At 70.0% G+C, this 16234-nt stretch carries 16 protein-coding genes; 7 read left to right on the top strand and 9 right to left on the bottom strand.

Translation table 11 applies throughout. The features are described 5' to 3' along the window. Positions 1 to 31: 31 nt before the first annotated feature. Positions 32 to 889 carry a pseudouridine synthase gene (locus tag P6F26_RS12690; RefSeq protein WP_278029069.1) on the top strand — a complete coding sequence of 286 codons (858 nt, stop codon included), beginning with the start codon at positions 32 to 34 and terminating at the stop codon, positions 887 to 889. Here P6F26_RS12690 and P6F26_RS12685 read toward each other — a convergent pair. The 3 genes from P6F26_RS12685 to ftsY are packed head-to-tail and all read right to left on the bottom strand — an operon-like array spanning position 828 to position 3793. After that, entirely contained in the window at positions 828 to 1472 is a 645-nt protein-coding gene (locus P6F26_RS12685; RefSeq protein WP_278029068.1) for an inner membrane-spanning protein YciB, read from the bottom strand. The genes P6F26_RS12690 and P6F26_RS12685 overlap by 62 nt on opposite strands. Positions 1473 to 1483: 11 nt before the next feature. Further along, the gene (locus tag P6F26_RS12680; RefSeq protein WP_278029067.1) at positions 1484 to 2386 is read right to left on the bottom strand and encodes an EamA family transporter; all 903 of its coding nucleotides are present in this window, start codon (positions 2384 to 2386) and stop codon (positions 1484 to 1486) included. A gap of 54 nt (positions 2387 to 2440) precedes the next feature. After that, positions 2441 to 3793: a signal recognition particle-docking protein FtsY gene (gene ftsY / locus P6F26_RS12675; RefSeq protein ID WP_278029066.1), complete on the bottom strand. Its 1353-nt coding sequence runs from the start codon at positions 3791 to 3793 to the stop codon at positions 2441 to 2443. Between the two features lie 156 nt (positions 3794 to 3949). Between ftsY and P6F26_RS12670 the strand changes: the two genes are divergently transcribed. Further along, positions 3950 to 5575 carry an alkane 1-monooxygenase gene (locus P6F26_RS12670; RefSeq protein WP_278029065.1) on the top strand — a complete coding sequence of 542 codons (1626 nt, stop codon included), beginning with the start codon at positions 3950 to 3952 and terminating at the stop codon, positions 5573 to 5575. Here P6F26_RS12670 and P6F26_RS12665 read toward each other — a convergent pair. The 6 genes from P6F26_RS12665 to P6F26_RS12640 all read right to left on the bottom strand — a co-directional run bounded on the left by P6F26_RS12665 (position 5538) and on the right by P6F26_RS12640 (position 10240). Continuing rightward, positions 5538 to 6374, bottom strand: coding sequence for an ATP-binding protein (locus P6F26_RS12665; RefSeq protein WP_278029064.1), 837 nt, complete (start codon positions 6372 to 6374; stop codon positions 5538 to 5540). The two genes, P6F26_RS12670 and P6F26_RS12665, sit on opposite strands and share 38 nt — an antisense overlap. A 7-nt stretch (positions 6375 to 6381) precedes the next feature. Continuing rightward, positions 6382 to 7251 carry a twin-arginine translocase subunit TatC gene (gene tatC / locus P6F26_RS12660; RefSeq protein WP_278029063.1) on the bottom strand — a complete coding sequence of 290 codons (870 nt, stop codon included), beginning with the start codon at positions 7249 to 7251 and terminating at the stop codon, positions 6382 to 6384. Next, complete coding sequence (gene tatB / locus P6F26_RS12655; RefSeq protein WP_278029062.1) at positions 7248 to 7775, bottom strand: Sec-independent protein translocase protein TatB; 528 nt, start codon at positions 7773 to 7775, stop codon at positions 7248 to 7250. Before tatB ends, tatC begins: the two co-directional genes overlap by 4 nt. Before the next feature lie 56 nt (positions 7776 to 7831). Then, a complete protein-coding gene (locus P6F26_RS12650; protein WP_278029061.1) occupies positions 7832 to 8083 on the bottom strand; it encodes a twin-arginine translocase TatA/TatE family subunit in 252 nt (83 codons plus the stop codon). 215 nt (positions 8084 to 8298) lie between these two features. Beyond that, on the bottom strand, positions 8299 to 9381 hold the full coding sequence (locus P6F26_RS12645) for an ABC transporter ATP-binding protein (protein ID WP_278029060.1): 1083 nt from the start codon (positions 9379 to 9381) through the stop codon (positions 8299 to 8301). Between the two features lie 79 nt (positions 9382 to 9460). Further along, positions 9461 to 10240 (bottom strand): SDR family oxidoreductase, encoded by a 780-nt coding sequence (locus tag P6F26_RS12640; protein WP_278029059.1) that lies wholly within the window; start codon positions 10238 to 10240, stop codon positions 9461 to 9463. Between the two features lie 158 nt (positions 10241 to 10398). On the opposite strand from P6F26_RS12640, the gene P6F26_RS12635 reads away from it, so the two are divergent. The 5 genes from P6F26_RS12635 to P6F26_RS12615 all read left to right on the top strand — a co-directional run bounded on the left by P6F26_RS12635 (position 10399) and on the right by P6F26_RS12615 (position 16176). Then, positions 10399 to 11397, top strand: coding sequence for a Hint domain-containing protein (locus P6F26_RS12635; protein WP_278029058.1), 999 nt, complete (start codon positions 10399 to 10401; stop codon positions 11395 to 11397). A gap of 47 nt (positions 11398 to 11444) precedes the next feature. After that, on the top strand, positions 11445 to 13076 hold the full coding sequence (locus P6F26_RS12630; protein WP_278029057.1) for a peptide chain release factor 3: 1632 nt from the start codon (positions 11445 to 11447) through the stop codon (positions 13074 to 13076). Next, complete coding sequence (locus tag P6F26_RS12625) at positions 13073 to 13687, top strand: hypothetical protein (protein ID WP_278029056.1); 615 nt, start codon at positions 13073 to 13075, stop codon at positions 13685 to 13687. The genes P6F26_RS12630 and P6F26_RS12625 overlap by 4 nt, the downstream gene beginning before the upstream one ends. A 36-nt stretch (positions 13688 to 13723) precedes the next feature. Beyond that, a complete protein-coding gene (locus tag P6F26_RS12620; RefSeq protein ID WP_278029055.1) occupies positions 13724 to 14233 on the top strand; it encodes a hypothetical protein in 510 nt (169 codons plus the stop codon). A 182-nt stretch (positions 14234 to 14415) separates the two neighbouring features. After that, positions 14416 to 16176 carry a DEAD/DEAH box helicase gene (locus tag P6F26_RS12615; protein WP_278029054.1) on the top strand — a complete coding sequence of 587 codons (1761 nt, stop codon included), beginning with the start codon at positions 14416 to 14418 and terminating at the stop codon, positions 16174 to 16176. Positions 16177 to 16234 lie beyond the last annotated feature (58 nt).

Below are 16234 nucleotides of genomic sequence, written 5' to 3'. Positions count from 1 at the left end.
CCGGCGCTGTCAAACCGCTAGGGCGGTGGGCATGACGGATGGAGAACGCATCGCCAAGATCCTGAGCCGCGCGGGCATCGCCTCGCGCCGCGAGGCCGAGCGCATGATCGAGGCCGGCCGCGTCGCCGTGAACGGCAAGGTCATCGAAAGCCCCGCCCTGAACGTGACCGCGGCCGACCGGGTGAGCGTCGACGGCAAGCCGCTGGGCGCACCGGACCGGGCGCGGCTGTGGCTCTATCACAAGCCCGCGGGCCTCGTGACGACCAATTCCGACGAGAAGGGGCGCCGGACGGTTTTCGACGCCCTGCCCCCCGACATGCCGCGGGTGATGAGCATCGGGCGGCTCGACCTGACGTCCGAGGGATTGCTGCTGCTGACCAATGACGGCGAGATCAAGCGCCGGCTGGAGCTTCCCAGCACGGGCTGGCTCAGGAAGTACCGCGTGCGCGTCAAGGGCAATCCCGAGGACGCCGATCTGGAACCGCTGAGGCGGGGCATGGTCATCGAGGGCGCGCGCTACCAGCCCATGCAGGCTCATGTCGACCGCCAGCAGGGCGCGAACGCCTGGCTGACGATCGGGCTTCGCGAAGGCAAGAACCGCGAGATCCGACGCGCGGTCGCCGAGATCGGTTTCGAGGTGAACCGGCTGATCAGGATTTCCTACGGCCCCTTCAGGCTGGGCGTCCTGAAGCCCGGCGAGGTCGAGGAGATCAGGCCGCGGGTGATGGCGGAACAGTTGGGAATGCCCGAACTCGTCGAGGGCCACGCAGAGGCGAAGCCGAGGGAAAAGGCGTCGCGGCGTCCCCCCGGCAAGCCCCGCGCTGCCCCTAGCCGTCCCGCTCCGTCCGGTCCTTCCCGGCCGCGCCCGGGTCCGAAGCGTCGGGGGTGATGGCGTAGCGTTCGATCAGGCGCGCCTGCGACATGAAGACGAGGAACAGGAACGCGGGAAGGCCGAAGGTTTCGAACGTGACCCAGAATTCGGTCGATTGCGTGCGCCAGACGACCTCGTTGGAGAGCGCCATGAGCGCGAAGGCGGCCGCGATGCGCCGGGTGAGGGTCATCCAGCCCTCCTCCTGCATCGGCAGCAGCTCTCCCATCAGGACCTTCAGCCAGGATTGCCCGCGCAGAAGGCCGATCCCGAGCGCGCCGGCGAAGAAGCCGTAGACGAGCGTCGTCTTCATCTTGAAGAAGCGTTCGTCGTTGAGCCAGACGGTCAGCCCGCCGAAAACGACGACCATGACCGCCGTGAAGACCTGGATGCGGCTGATCCGGCCGGTCAGCTTCCACAGGATCCCGATGGAGGCCAGCAAGAGCGGCACGAAGGCCGCCGTCACGAGGATGAAGCCGTCGTAGGCCGTGCCGCCCAGCGTGACCGAGGCGTCCTGGAACCGCATGTAGGCCACGAAGAACAGGACCGGGGGACCGAGCTCCAGCGCGTTCTTCAGCCATGGGTTGATCGGTGTATCGCGCATCGGCACCCTCTCTATCCGCCCACCTCAACTATCACCGCACCGAGGGCGATCAACCCCATGAGGGCCGCGCGGGCGGGTCCGATGCTTTCCTTGAGGAAGAACCAGCCGATCGCGGCGGCGAACACGGTCGAGGTCTCGCGCAGGACCGCGGCCTCGCCCACCTGGTCGAGCCGCGTGGCCAGCATGATCGAGCCGAAACTCGCGAAGGCGACGAGCCCTCCGAAGATGCCGCGAAGCGCGAGCGGCCCCAGCGGCGGCTTCTCGGGCAACCGGCGCCAGAAGGCGGCGGCGAGGAACGGATAGAGCAGCCCGTCGATGAAGAAGAACCAGGCGAGGAAGGTGAATGGGTCGGCCGTCGCGCGGATGCCGTAGGCGTCGTAGGTCGTGTAGAGCGCGACGAACAGGCCGGTGAGGACCGCGAACCAGAGCGCCGGCACCAAGGTCTCCCGCGCCAGCGTGATGCGCGCCATGTTGTAGAGCGCAAGGCCGTAGAGGCCGGCGAGAAGGACGACGACGCCAAGCCATTGCACGCCCGAGAAGGTCTCGCCGAACAGGAGCCACGCCCCGATCACGGCAAAGAGCGGCCCGGTGCCCCGCATGATCGGGTAGACCACGGTGAACGCCCCGCGGCGGTAGGCGGACAGGGTCGCCCACTTGTAGAGGGCGTGGATCACGAAGGCGCCGGCGAAGATGGGCCACATGTGACGCTCGGGCCATGGCACGACGAAGAGGGCGAGGGGGGCGGCCATCAGGCCGTAGGCGGCGTCTATGGCGCCGCGCGCCAGAAGCGGGTCGTGGCGGCCCTTCTGCAACGCGCCGAACACCGCATGCAGCACCGCCGCCAGAAGCGCGAGCAGGAGGGCGAGACGCGGGGCGGCCTCGGTGCCCTCGACGGAGAGGATCCAGTCGCTCACGCGTGGCCCCGCCAGCCAGATGTTCGAAATTTGCTCACAGGATGTGGATCGACGTCAGTTATCGCCAATCCCGACAAGGGCAGTGGCGAAATCCTGCGGGTCAAAAGGTTGCAGATCATCAATCTGCTCACCCACGCCAATGGCGTGGATCGGCAGTCCGAAGCGGTCCGCCAGCGCGACGAGGACGCCGCCCTTGGCCGTGCCGTCGAGCTTCGTCATCACCAGGCCCGAGACATCGGCCAGCGCCTGGAACGTCTTGACCTGGCTCAGCGCGTTCTGCCCGGTTGTCGCGTCGAGCACCAGAAGCGTGTTGTGCGGCGCGTCGGGGTCCTTCTTGCGGATCACGCGGACGATCTTGGCCAGTTCCTCCATCAGGTCGGCGCGGTTCTGAAGCCGTCCGGCGGTGTCGATCATCAGAAGGTCGGCGCCATCGGCCTCGGCCTTCGTCATGGCGTCGAAGGCGAGCGCGGCCGGGTCCGAGCCCTCGGCCGCGGTCAGGACGGGCACGCCCGCGCGGTCGCCCCAGATCTGCAGCTGTTCGACCGCCGCCGCGCGGAAGGTGTCGCCGGCCGCGATCACGACGGACTTGCCGGCGGACTTGAACTGCGCCGCGAGCTTGCCGATCGTCGTCGTCTTGCCCGACCCGTTCACGCCCACGACGAGCACGACCTGCGGTTTCTTCGGATAAAGCGGGAGGGGACGCGCGACGGGCTCCATCACGCGGGCGATCTCGGCTGCGAGCAGCGCCTTGATGTCGGCCGCGCTCATCATCCGGCCATAGCGGCCCTCGGCGATGTTGGCGGTCACGCGCACGGCGGTCTCGACACCCATGTCGGCCGAGATCAGGAGCTCCTCGAGCTGTTCGAGCATGTCGTCGTCGAGCGCGCGGCGCGGGGCGGCCGGCGCGCCCCGGCCCATGAGGCGGCCGAAGAGGCCCGGACGCGCGGCCTGCCCACCCCGCGCGGCGTCCGCCGCCTCGCGGGGCGGGCGCAGGTCCTCGGGGACGAGGTCCGCCGCGGGAACGGGCGGCGCGTCGGATCCGCGCTCGAGGACTTCGCGCTCGGTCGGCGGCGTGCGCACCTGTTCGGGTTCGGGCGATGGTTCGGCCGGGGGAACGGCTTCAGGTTCCGGCTCGGGCTCGGGCTCGCGCGCCACTTCGGGCTCGGGCTCAGGCGCCACTTCGGGCTCGGGTTCGGGCTCGGGCTCGCGCGCCGCTTCGGGCTCGGGTTCAGGCTCCCACGCCGCTTCACGGCTATCGCGATCCGCCGGACGCGGGTCCTCGGCGGCTTGGTCCTCGCCCATCTCGCCGTCTCCGGCCGCGCCCTCCTCGATGATCGCGTCGAGGCCCTCGTCGAGCTTCGACGAGGACTTGAACATGCGATCCTTGAGCTTGCGGAAAAAGGACATTGGCGGCGGACCTCTCGTCGATGGCTGGCCCTGACGTAATACGACCCGCTCGGCGATGGAAGTGCGTTGGCGAGGCCGGGCGCACGACCGATCTGCCACGCTTTCGCCAGAATGCTGATGCAGCTATGCTGTTTCACCGGAGGTAAGCTGCCAAGGATGCCCGTCATCGCCCGCTACGCCATCGTCACGCTCGTCCCGCTGGCTTTCCTGTTCCTCGGGGCGACGGTGCTGGGCGAATTCGCCATCGCCGCGCTGGTCTGGCTGACGCTCGTGGCCGCGCTGCTCGACGGCCTGCTTGCACCGCCGGCGCGGGGCGCGGGGGTGCAGGCGCGATGGTCGGGGCGCTTGTCGGTCGCCCTCGGCGTGGGGCACCTCGCGCTCCTGCCGGTGGTCCTGATCGCGCTGGCGGAGCCGGGTCTCGATGTCTGGCACAAGGTCGCGCTGTTCTTCGCCACCGCCTCGTTCATCGGGCAGGTCAGCCACCCCAACGCGCACGAGTTGATCCATCGCCGCGCGCGGGGGATGCGGCTTCTGGGCGGCGCCGTCTACACGTCGGTCGGCTTCGGCCATCATGTCTCGGCGCACCGCCTCGTGCACCACCGCCACGTCGGCACCTACGACGACCCCAACACGCCGCTGCCGGGCGAGGGCTTCTGGGCCTACCTGCCGCGCGCGTGGTCCGAGTCCTTCAAGGCAGGCCTGAGCGCCGAGGAGGACCGGCTGGAGACAAGGGGCCGCGGCCCGCGCAACCTGCGAAACCCCTACTTCATCTGGGTCGGCGGCGAGGCCGTGGCCCTGGTGCTCGCGGCCGTGATCGCGGGCCCCGTGGGGCTTCTGGCCTACCTGGGGCTCATCGTGCTGGCGGGCGCGCAGATCCTGCTGTCGGACTACGTCCAGCACTACGGGCTGCAGCGGCTGGAACTGCCCTCGGGCCGGATCGAGCCCGTCGGCGCGCACCACAGCTGGAACGCGCCGCGCGGCTTCTCGAGCTACCTGATGATGAACGCCCCGGCGCATTCCGAGCATCACCTGCACCCCGACCGGACCTACGACGCGCTCGATCCGGTAACGGACGCGCCCACCCTGCCCCTTTCGCTGCCGATCATGGCGATGCTGGCCACGATCCCGCCTGTCTGGCGACGGATGATGGACCGCCGCGCGCTTCGGGTCATGGAGGCGTCCGAGGCGCGGATCGCGGCGGCGGCCGGTGCCTCGGACGATCCAGCGACGCCCGAGGAAACGGCCGCGGCGAACCCGCCGCCCCAGCCCGCCGCGCCCCACATCCAGCGGATCGAGACCGCGCATGGCGGCCGCACCGACCTGAGCCCCCTGCCCCCCGTCGCGGAGGAGGACAACGCCCTGATTGCCCGCATCCAGGGCATGGTCCATTCCGAACCGCCACGGGAACTTGCAGACCTTGCGGCAGCACTTGCGGCAAAGCCCGGCAGCGACCAAGCGGCGGACCACGCCCCCGGCTTTCGGGACGAGTTCCCAGACGAGACGCCCACGCCAGAAGCCTGGGACGGCGCGGTGGCCGACATCGAGGCGGCGGCGACCTCCGTGGACGCGGAGACCGCCGTGACGGCGGAAACTGACTTGGAGGCTCAGGCTTGCGAGCGGGGGGAGGCTGTCATCGCCACCGCCGGCGACGTTGCGCAGGACGCTCCGCCCGACACGGGTCGCGACCGCACGCCTGCCGCCTCGACGGGGTCGGGCGACACCAGCCTCAAGCTCCGCCGTCCGGTCAGATCCGGACGCCGTGCCGCCCTGCGAGATCAGTGAAGAACTGCCAGGCCACGCGGCCTGAGCGCGCGCCGCGCGTGGCTTGCCATTCGACCGCCTCGGCGCGCAGCGCGTCGTCGGCGATCTCGACGCCGTAGGCATCGCAATAGCCGCGGATCATCGCGAGGTATTCGTCCTGTCCGCAGGGGTGGAAGCCCAGCCACAGCCCGAACCGGTCCGACAGCGACACCTTCTCCTCGGTCGCCTCCGAGGGGTTGATCGCCGAGGCGCGCTCGTTCTCGATCATGTCGCGCGGCATCAGGTGACGGCGGTTCGACGTGGCGTAGAAGACGACGTTCTCGGGCCGGCCCTCGACGCCGCCATCGAGAACGGCTTTCAGGGACTTGTAGTGCTGGTCGTCGTGCGAGAACGAGAGATCGTCGCAGAACAGGACGACCCGCACCGGCGCGTCGCGCAGGAGCGCCAGAAGCCGCCCGATCGAAGGCAGGTCCTCGCGCTGCATTTCCACGAGGGCGAGCGGCGTCTCGGCAGCCACCGCGGCGTGCACCGCCTTCACGAGGGACGACTTGCCCATCCCGCGCGCGCCCCAGAGAAGCGCATTGTTGGCGGGAAGGCCGGCGGCGAATTGCCGGGTGTTCTGAAGCAGCGTGTCGCGCGAGCGATCGATACCGAGCAGCAGGTCGAGCGCCACGCGACTGACCTTCGGGACGGGATCGAGGCGGTCGGGCTCGGCGTGCCAGACGAAGGCCTCGGCCGCGGTCCAGTCGGGCGCTTCGGCCGGGGGCGGACGCAAACGCTCCAGCGCCTCGGCAATGCGGGTCAGCGTGTCGTCGGTCATGGCCGGCTCAGAATTCCTCGTCTTCGTCGAGGATCCCTTCCTCGCGCAGGCGCCGGTTGCGCTGCCGCTCGACCAGACGGACGAGCTGGATCGAGATCTCGTAGAGGCCGTAGACCACGACGAACAGGATCACCTGCGTGATGACATCGGGCGGCGTGACGAGTGCTGCAAGCACGAGGATGCCGACGACGGCATATTTGCGAACGTTGCCGAGCCCCTCCGCCGACACCAGCCCCGCCTTGCCCAGAAGCGTCAGAAGGACCGGAAGCTGGAAGCACAGGCCGAAGGCGAAGATGAACTTGAGCGCAAGGTCGAGCGACTCGCGCACCGACCCCAGGAAGACGGTCTGCAACTCGGCGTCGGCGGCCGCTTCGGGATTGCTGAAGGTGCCGTCCCCCGCGACGAGGTTGGCCAGCGCCGGGATAGCATCGGAAAAGCCGATGAAGAAGTTCATCGCCAGCGGCGTCACGACGTAATGCGCGAAGGACGCACCCAGCAGGAACAGCAGCGGCGAGGCGACGAGGAACGGCAGGATCGCCGATTTCTCCGAACGGTAGAGGCCCGGCGCGACGAAGCGCCAGAGCTGGTGGGCGATCACCGGGAACGAGACGGCGAAGCCCATCACGATCGAGATGCGGATCAGGACGAAGAACTTTTCCTGCGGCGCGGTGAAGATCAGGCGCGCATCCTCGCCGCGTGCGCGAAGCACGTCGGCGAGCGGCTGCGAGATGAAGTTCAGGACCGGTTCGGCGAGTGTGAACATGATCACCATGGCCACCACGAAGGCCAGCACCGAGCGGATGAGGCGGGTGCGAAGCTCGGCCAGATGCTCGATCAGCGGGGCCGAGGAATCCTCGATGTTGTCTTCGGCGCTCATGAGCCTTCGGTTCCGGTCCGCGGGCGCGCCGGAGCCTGCTCCTGCGTGGCGGGTTCAGGCTGCGGGGTCGCTCCGGCGGGGGTCGCCGCTGCCGCCGCGGCGGGCGATGCGGGCGCGCCGTTTTCGTCGGCGGTGCCGTCCTCGCGGGCGGCACGCAGCGTATCGGTCTTCTCGCGGGCGGCCTTGGCCTCGGCGTTGCGCTTTTCGGCCGCTGCGCGGGTGTGGCTGCCTTCGGGGAACTTCGTCGGATCGATGTCGCCGAAGGCATCCTTCAGGGCGTCCCGGCCCGCCTTGGCCGGGTTCTTCGTGTAACGCGCGGCGTTGCGCAGATCGCGGTTCAGTTCGGTCATGCCGCTTTCGTCCGCGGCCTCGTCCATCGCGCGCTGGAAGTCGCGCGCCATCGCACGGATGCGTCCGGTGAACTGGCCGGCGCGGCGAAACATGATCGGCAGGTCCTTCGGGCCCACGACGATCAGCGCCACGATCCCGATGACGAGCAGTTCCATCCAGCCGATGTCAGGCATCGCCGCGAACCTTCAATGACACGACCCGGTGAACGGTCGGGTTGATCGCAATGGGCTCAGGCCTTGTCGCGTTCGCGCGCGGCGTCCGGCGTCACGTCACGGGCCTCGGCACCGTCCCCGGAGCGCGCCGCCGAGGTCGAGGCCGATGCGTTCTCGATCTCGTCGGTCGAATCCTTCACGCCGCGCTTGAACGCCGTGATGCCCTTGCCGACCTCACCCATCAGGCTTGCGATCTTGCCGCGCCCGAACAGGACGAGGACCACGACCGCGATGAGCAGAAGGCCCGCCGGTCCGATATTGTTGAGCATGTTCGTCTCCCTTCGCGGCAGGATGCCCCGCGCATCCCGAGCCGCATTCAACAGCCTGTCTCCCCCATAGGTATGGTCTTGCCACGGGAGTTCAAAGCCCAAAAAATCCGGTCGGCACGGTTTACCGGGTCTGCGCACCCGCCCGCAAGACCGCAGACGCGCGCACCCCCGGGTCCGGCCTCTGCGCAGACGCGGCGGCTTGCAGGGCGGCGCGTTCAGTCCCGGTGCGGGAAGACGAAGCAGCGGTCGCGCCGCACGCTCAGCCACAGCGGCGTCCCCGCCTTCGGCAGGAACACCCCGGGCACCGTCGCCTTCAGCTTGCGCCCGTCGAAATCCATGCGGAATTCCACGAGGCTCTCGTGCCCCATGAACCGCGCGCGCAGCACGACGCCCCGCGCGGGCGTTCCGTCCTGCGGCGTGGGATTGGGCCCGCGCCCGCCGCGGTCGAAGTCGATCTTCACGTGCTGGGGGCGGAAGACGATGTCCACCACGCTGTCGTCGGGATAGCCGGGCGCAAGGAACGCACCGAAGGCCGTGGTGGTGAGAGCGCCGTTGACCTTGCCCGTCACCACGTTGATATCGCTGAAGAACGCGGCGGCCGCCCGGTCGCAGGGGGCGTTGTAGACGTTGTAGGGCGCGCCGACCTGCACGATCCGCCCGCCACGCATCAGCGCGATCTGGTCGGCCATGCGCATCGCCTCCTCCGGCTCGTGCGTGACCAGAACGACGGCGGTTCCGTCCTCCTTCAGAAGCTGGAGCGTCTCGTCGCGGATGCCGTCGCGCAGCCGGTTGTCCAGCCCCGAGAAGGGTTCGTCCATCAGCATGATCCGCGGCCTCGGCGCCATCGCGCGGGCCAGCGCCACACGCTGCTGCTCGCCGCCCGACAGCATGTGGGGCGACTTGTCCGCGTAGCCGTGCAGATCCACCCGGTCGAGCAACTCGCCGACGCGCGCCCGGACTTCGGCGCGGCTTCCCTGAAGGCCGAAAGCGACGTTCTGTCCCACGCTGAGATGGGGAAAGAGCGCGAAGTCCTGGAAGATGAGGCCGATGCCGCGGCGCTCGGGCGGCAGGTGCGTCGCCTCGTCCGAGAGGACGGCGCCGTCGGCGAGGACACGTCCAGCGACCTGGCGCTCGATCCCCGCGATCGTCCTCAGGACGGTGGACTTGCCGCAGCCCGACGGCCCCAGAAGGCACAGGATTTCGCCCGCGCCCACCCGGAACGACACGTCACGCACGACATCGCGGCCGTCGAACTGGCAGCGGATGCGGTCGACTTCGAGACGGGGACCGGTGGACATGGATGCGAAAGACCGAGCGTTTGGATCGGGTTTCGCAGGTAACAGGCCCGCCCCGGTGTGGCAAGGCGAGCCGGGCGCGTCAGATCGTGATGTAGTTCACGCCGCCGTCGAGCAGGATGTTCTGTCCGACCATGAAGCCGACATGCTCCGAGCAGAGGAAGGCGCAGGTCGCGCCGAATTCCTCGACCGTGCCGTAGCGGCGCGAGGGGATCGTCGCCTGCTTGGCGGCGCGCGCCTCCTCGACCGAGACGTTCTTCTGCCGGGCCGCGCTGGCGTCGAGCGCGTCGGCGCGATCGGTGGCGTGGGTCCCGGGCAGCAGGTTGTTGACGATGACGCCATGCGGCGCGACCTGCCGCGAGGTTCCCGCGACGTAGCCCGTCAGGCCGGTGCGCGCCGAGTTCGAAAGGCCCAGCGCGGGCATCGGCGCCTTCACGGATTGCGAGGTGATGTTCACCACCCGGCCCCAGCCGCGGTCGATCATGGCAGGCATCAGCGCGGTCATCAGCGCGATCGGCGTCAGCATGTTGGCGTCGAGCGCCTTGATGAAGTCCTCGCGGTCCCAGTCGGACCACAGGCCGGGCGGCGGGCCGCCCGCGTTGGTCACGAGGATGTCGATCTCGCCGGCCGCGGCCAGCACCTTCTCGCGCCCTTCCTCGGTGGTGATGTCCGCGGCGACGGTCGTCACCTCGACGCCATGCGCCTCGCGGATCGCGGCTGCCGTGGCCTCGAGCGCCTCGGCGCCGCGCGCGTTCAGCACGAGGTGCACGCCCTCGGCAGCCAGCGCCTCGGCGCAGCCCCGGCCCAGTCCCTTCGAAGAGGCGCAGACAAGCGCGCGCCGACCCTTGATCCCGAGATCCATGTGACCCTCACTCTCCCCGTGTTTCGTGGTGTCGGGGCCTGATAGCAGGCCCTCGCACCCGCGGCCAGCCTTGACCGCCCCCCATCCGGTGCCTACGGCTGTGCCCGGTCCGGCAGTATCCGCCCGCCGGCAAAGGCCACGACACACCCGCCCGAGGCATGACCCAGCACCCCGCCCTCTTCCGTTTCGACACCTTCCCGGCGGCCGCACTTCGCGCCGTCTCTGGCGCGAACGAGGGCGATGCCATCGGCACCGGCGACGCGGCGGTTCCGGGCGACGTCTATCGCCTCGCTCGGGGGGCCGCGGCCGCCCGGCTGGCCATCGCGGACGATCCCGCCGCGGGCCCCTGCGTGGCCGACGGATCGCGGGTCGGCCTGCCCGGCACGCCCATCGTCATCGAGGGCTGCGCCATGTTCATGGGGCCCGACGGACGGCCGGTGGAGGTCCTGCTTCTCGACCTCGGCGGGCGCGAGGACGCCGCCGCGCGCCTCGTCCTGCCGCTGGCCAGGCTTCGCGAGGACGCCGATTACGAGCTGCTGGCGTGCGACGCCGACGGCGGCCCGGACCGCCTCGCGGACGTGGCGAGCGTCAGTTTCATCGCTGGCACGAGGCTCAGCATGGCGGACGGGCGGCAGGTCCCGGTCGAGGAACTGAAGGCCGGCGACACGCTTCTGACGCGGCTGCACGGGCCGCGGGCGATCCGCTGGATCGGGCGCCAGACCTACCGCGCGACGGGGGCGGCCGCGCCCGTGCGCATCGCCGCCGGAACGCTCAACGCCGCGCGCGACCTCCGCCTTTCGCCGCAGCACCGCCTGTTCATCTGGCAGCGCGAGGACGCCACAGGCGCGGGCCGCGCGGAGGTTCTGGTCAGGGCGGGGCTCCTGGTGAACGGCACCACCGTCACGCGCGAGGAAGGCGGGCACGTGGACAGCTACCAGCTTCTGTTCGAAGGCCACGAGGTCGTCTTCGCCGAGGGCATCGCCGTGGAGGGGATGCTGGTGACGGGGCCCGCCCTGGGCCGCCTGCCCGAGGGTATCGACCCCGCGGCGCTCCGCGAGGACCAGCGCGGCGCCGCCGAACTCGAGATCGACGCGGAGCGCCTTGGCCCGGACGCCGCCGAGCGTCTGTCGCGCGCCAGCCGGGGCGAGCCCGGCTGAAGCGTTGCACGTTGCGGCGTCCCCTGCACGCCGCTATATGCCCGCCCATGCCCGACACCGCCCACGCGCCCCAGACCAACCGCCCCGCCCTGCCGCCCGAGATCGCGCGGCGGCGGACCTTCGCGATCATCTCGCACCCCGACGCGGGCAAGACGACGCTGACCGAGAAGTTCCTGCTTTACGGCGGCGCCATCCAGATGGCGGGACAGGTCCGCGCCAAGGGCGAGGCGCGGCGCACGCGCTCGGACTTCATGAAGATGGAGCAGGACCGGGGCATCTCGGTCTCGGCCTCGGCGATGTCCTTCGACTTCGCGCGGCCTGACCGCACCTACCGCTTCAACCTCGTGGACACGCCCGGCCACTCGGACTTCTCGGAAGACACCTATCGCACGCTCACGGCGGTGGACGCCGCGATCATGGTGATCGACGGAGCCAAGGGCGTCGAAAGCCAGACACGAAAGCTTTTCGAGGTCTGCCGCCTGCGCGACCTGCCGATCCTGACCTTCTGCAACAAGATGGACCGCGAGAGCCGGGACACCTTCGAGATCATCGACGAGATCCAGGAAAACCTCGCCATCGACGTGACGCCGGCCTCCTGGCCGATCGGCATGGGCCGCGACTTTCTCGGCTGCTACGACCTGATCCACGACCGGCTGGAGCTGATGGACCGCGCCGACCGCAACAAGGTCGCGGAATCGGTGAAGATGCAGGGCCTCGACGATCCGAAACTGGCCGAGCGCATTCCCGCATCGCAGCTCGAACAGCTCCGCGAGGAGGTCGAGATGGCGCGCGAGCTTCTTCCGCCGATGGACCCCAAGGCTTTCCTCGAGGGCACGCTGACGCCGATCTGGTTCGGCTCTGCGATCAATTCCTTCGGGGTGAAGGAGCTGATGGACGGCATCGCCGAATACGGCCCCGAGCCGCAGGTGCAGGCCGCGACCCCGCGCGAGGTCGCCCCCGAGGAGGACAAGGTCTCGGGCTTCGTGTTCAAGGTGCAGGCCAACATGGACCCCAAGCACCGCGACCGCGTGGCCTTCGTGCGCCTCGCCTCGGGGCATTTCCAGCGCGGCATGAAGCTCACGCATGTGCGTTCGAAGAAGCCGATGGCGATCTCGAACCCGGTCATGTTCCTCGCCTCCGACCGCGAACTGGCCGAGGAAGCATGGGCCGGCGACATCATCGGCATCCCGAACCACGGGCAGCTGCGCATCGGCGACGCGCTGACCGAGGGCGAGGCCCTGCGCTTCACCGGCATCCCCTCCTTCGCGCCCGAGCTTTTGCAGACCTGCCGCGCGGGCGATCCGATGAAAGCCAAGCACCTCGACAAGGCGCTGATGCAGTTCGCCGAGGAAGGCGCCGCCAAGGTGTTCAAGCCGATGATCGGCTCGGGCTTCGTGGTGGGCGTCGTCGGCGCGCTCCAGTTCGAGGTGCTGGCGAGCCGGATCGAGATGGAATACGGCCTGCCCGTCCGCTTCGAGCCGTCGCAGTTCACCTCGGCCCGCTGGGTCTCGGGTGCGAAGGACAAGGTCGAGGCCTTCATGGCCGCCAACAAGCAGCACATGGCCGCCGACAACGACGGCGACCCGGTCTACCTCACCCGGATGCAGTGGGACATCGACCGCGTGGTGCGGGACTATCCCGACGTGACCCTGAGCGCGACCAAGGAACTGATGGTGTGAGCCTTCAGAACCGGGTCCTTCCGACCGGCGAGATCGTCGCGGACCCCGCACGCGGCACACTGATGGGAAATCGCGGCATCCTTCACGACGCGGACCGGCGACTGGGCACCCCGCGGTGGCGGCACAAGGCGTGGATCTGCTGCGTCCTGTCGTTCAAGGAGCGCAAGCGCAGGCCGATGTCGCCGGGCCGCTATACCGAGCTGTTCTTCCTCGACGAGGCCGTCGCGCTGGCGGCAGGACACCGTCCATGCGCCGAGTGCCGGCGGGCCGGGTTCGAGGCCTTCCGGACGGCGTGGCGCGGGGCAACGGGACAAGCGGCGCGCGCGGCCGACATCGACGCGGCGCTGCATCCCGCGCGCGTCACCCGGCGCCGCGCGCAGGTGCGCCACGAAGCCGAAGCCGCGGCGCTTCCCGACGGCGCCTTCGTGCTGATGCCCGACGGTCCCTGCCTCGTCGCGGGCGATTGCCTCCTGCCCCACGCCCCGAACGGCTACGGCCCGGCGCGGGCACGCCCTACGGGCCGCGTGACCGTGCTGACGCCCGCCCCCGTTGTCGCCGCGCTCGCCGCGGGATACCGCCCGGAGCTGCACCCCTCCGCGGCGGCGCGTTAACCACCCCTTTACCATCGCGCGGTGAAGATCCGCGCCATGCAGGCCCGCCTGATCCCCGCCATCGCGGCCCTCCTTGTGCTTGCCGCGTGCACGCCGCTTGCGCCCGGCGGTGCGGGGCACGGTCCGGCGACGGCGATCTCGGGCGCGTATTCGGCGCAGCGGATCGTGGCCGCCCGGGGTCACGACGTCATGGTGGGGCAGGTCCTCGTCCTGCGCCGGGGCGACCGGATCGCCCTCACCGCCGAACTCGGGCAGCTTCGCCACAGCGGGCAGGCGCGGCTCAGGATGCGCGGCGCATGGCGCGGCGGCGCGGAGGTGCCTTTCCGCCCCGCCCGCGGGTCCGAGCCTTTCTGCATCGGGCGCGACGACTGCCAGGGCTATCGCACGGGCACCTTCGTGTTCACCCGCGCGACCTTCGACGCCGCGCTGCACGACGGGCTGGAGGCGACGCTTGTCGGCCCGGACGCCGTCGTGACGGTCCGCTACCCGCCCGCGATGTTCGCCGAGGCGATAGGGAACGCGCGCCGCGCCGGCCTCTGGCCCTGAGGGGCCATTCCCCGCGCCGTCCGACGTCGAGCGGCGTCCGGTTTGACCGCCCGGAAATTTTCCTATATGTGCCGGGCATGGCTGCGGTACGCGCAGTTCGCGACGCGGAGCGCGCAGGCCCATTGCGCTCCATCCCTCTCTGCCGTGCGGGGCGACACGCTCCCCGGCCAAAATGGACGCACATGACGAGCTTTTCCGACCTCAACCTTAATCCCAAGGTTCTCAAGGCCGTTGCCGAAGCAGGCTACGAGACTCCAACTCCGATCCAGGAAGGGGCCATCCCCCCCGCGCTCGAAGGGCGCGACGTCCTCGGGATCGCCCAGACCGGCACCGGCAAGACGGCAAGCTTCACGCTGCCGATGATCACGGCGCTGGCCCGCGGCCGCGCCCGCGCGCGGATGCCGCGCTCGCTGGTCCTATGCCCGACGCGCGAGCTTGCCGCGCAGGTGGCCGAGAACTTCGACACCTACGCCAAGTACGTGAAACTGACGAAGGCGCTTCTGATCGGCGGCGTCAGCTTCAAGGAGCAGGACCAGCTCATCGACAAGGGCGTCGACGTGCTGATCGCGACGCCCGGCCGACTGCTCGACCATTTCGAGCGCGGCAAGCTGATCCTCACGGACGTCAAGGTCATGGTCGTGGACGAGGCCGACAGGATGCTCGACATGGGGTTCATCCCCGACATCGAGCGCATTTTCGGGCTGGTGCCGTTCACGCGCCAGACGCTGTTCTTCTCGGCCACCATGGCGCCCGAGATCGAGCGGATCACGAACACCTTCCTGTCGAACCCCGCGCGGGTCGAGGTCGCCCGGCAGGCCAGCGCCTCGCTGACGATCGAGCAGCGCCTGGTCGAGTTCACGCCGACGCGCCGCGACACTTCGGCCGCGAACAAGCGCGAGATGCTGCGCGCGATCATCGAAGCCGAAGGCGCCGCCTGCACCAACGCCATCATCTTCTGCAACCGCAAGGTCGACGTGGACATCGTCGCCAAGTCGCTGAAGAAGCACGGCCTCAACGCCGAGCCGATCCACGGCGACCTGGACCAGTCGCACCGGACGCGGACGCTCGACGGGTTCCGCGACGGCTCGATCCGGTTTCTCGTGGCCTCCGACGTGGCCGCGCGCGGTCTCGACATTCCCAATGTCAGCCACGTCATCAACTACGACGTCCCCAGCCATGCCGAGGATTACGTCCACCGCATCGGGCGCACCGGGCGCGCGGGCCGCAAGGGCGTCGCGGTCACGATCTCGGTGCCGTCGGACGCAAAGTATCTCGGCGCCATCGAAAGCCTGATCGAGACGACGATCCCGCGGGTCGAGGCCCCATGGACGCCGGACGCGAAGCCCGGCGGCGGACGCGGCGCGAAGGACGAGGACACCGAGCGCGAGGCGCCGACGCGGCGGCGGCGCGGCCGCGGCGCGGCCCGCGAGGAGACAGCTCCCGCCGAGACGGCGCCAGCCCCCGCAAAGCCCGAGGCGCAGCCCGTGGCCGAAGCGCCCGCACGGACAGAACCTCGCGCGCCCGTCGATACCGCGGAGACGCGGGACACCGACGAGAGCGGGGATCGCAGGCACCGCCGCGAGCGCGGCGGCAAGGGCCGGGGCACGCCCGGCCGCGATCGCAACGGCGTCATCGGCATGGGCGACCACCTGCCCGGCTTCATCGCGATGAGCTTCGACGAACGCCGGGGCGGTCCCGCGCGGGATGTCACCGAGACGCCCGAGGACGAGGCGGAGGCATCCGACGCCGATCCGGCGCCACAGGGTGACGCGCCGCAGGGTGACGCGCCGAAGGGTGACGCGCCTCAGGCGGAGGCCGCGAAGCCCGCGCCCAAGCGGCGTCGCAGCCGAAGCAGGAAGTCTGCCGGGGACGCGGCGGCTGAAGACGCGGACACCGCGCCTGCGCAGGACGCGGGCGGGCCGGGCGAAGAAGACGCCGCCTGACGACGCGCGCGGGCGCCGCCCGCGCTTTTCCCAACGGACCGGACCGGCGCGCGGTATC

The sequence above is a fragment of the Roseicyclus salinarum genome, from assembly GCF_029624655.1.
GTDB classification, from domain to species: Bacteria; Pseudomonadota; Alphaproteobacteria; order Rhodobacterales; family Rhodobacteraceae; genus Roseibacterium; species Roseibacterium salinarum.
This window is presented reverse-complemented; position numbering and strand designations above follow the sequence as displayed.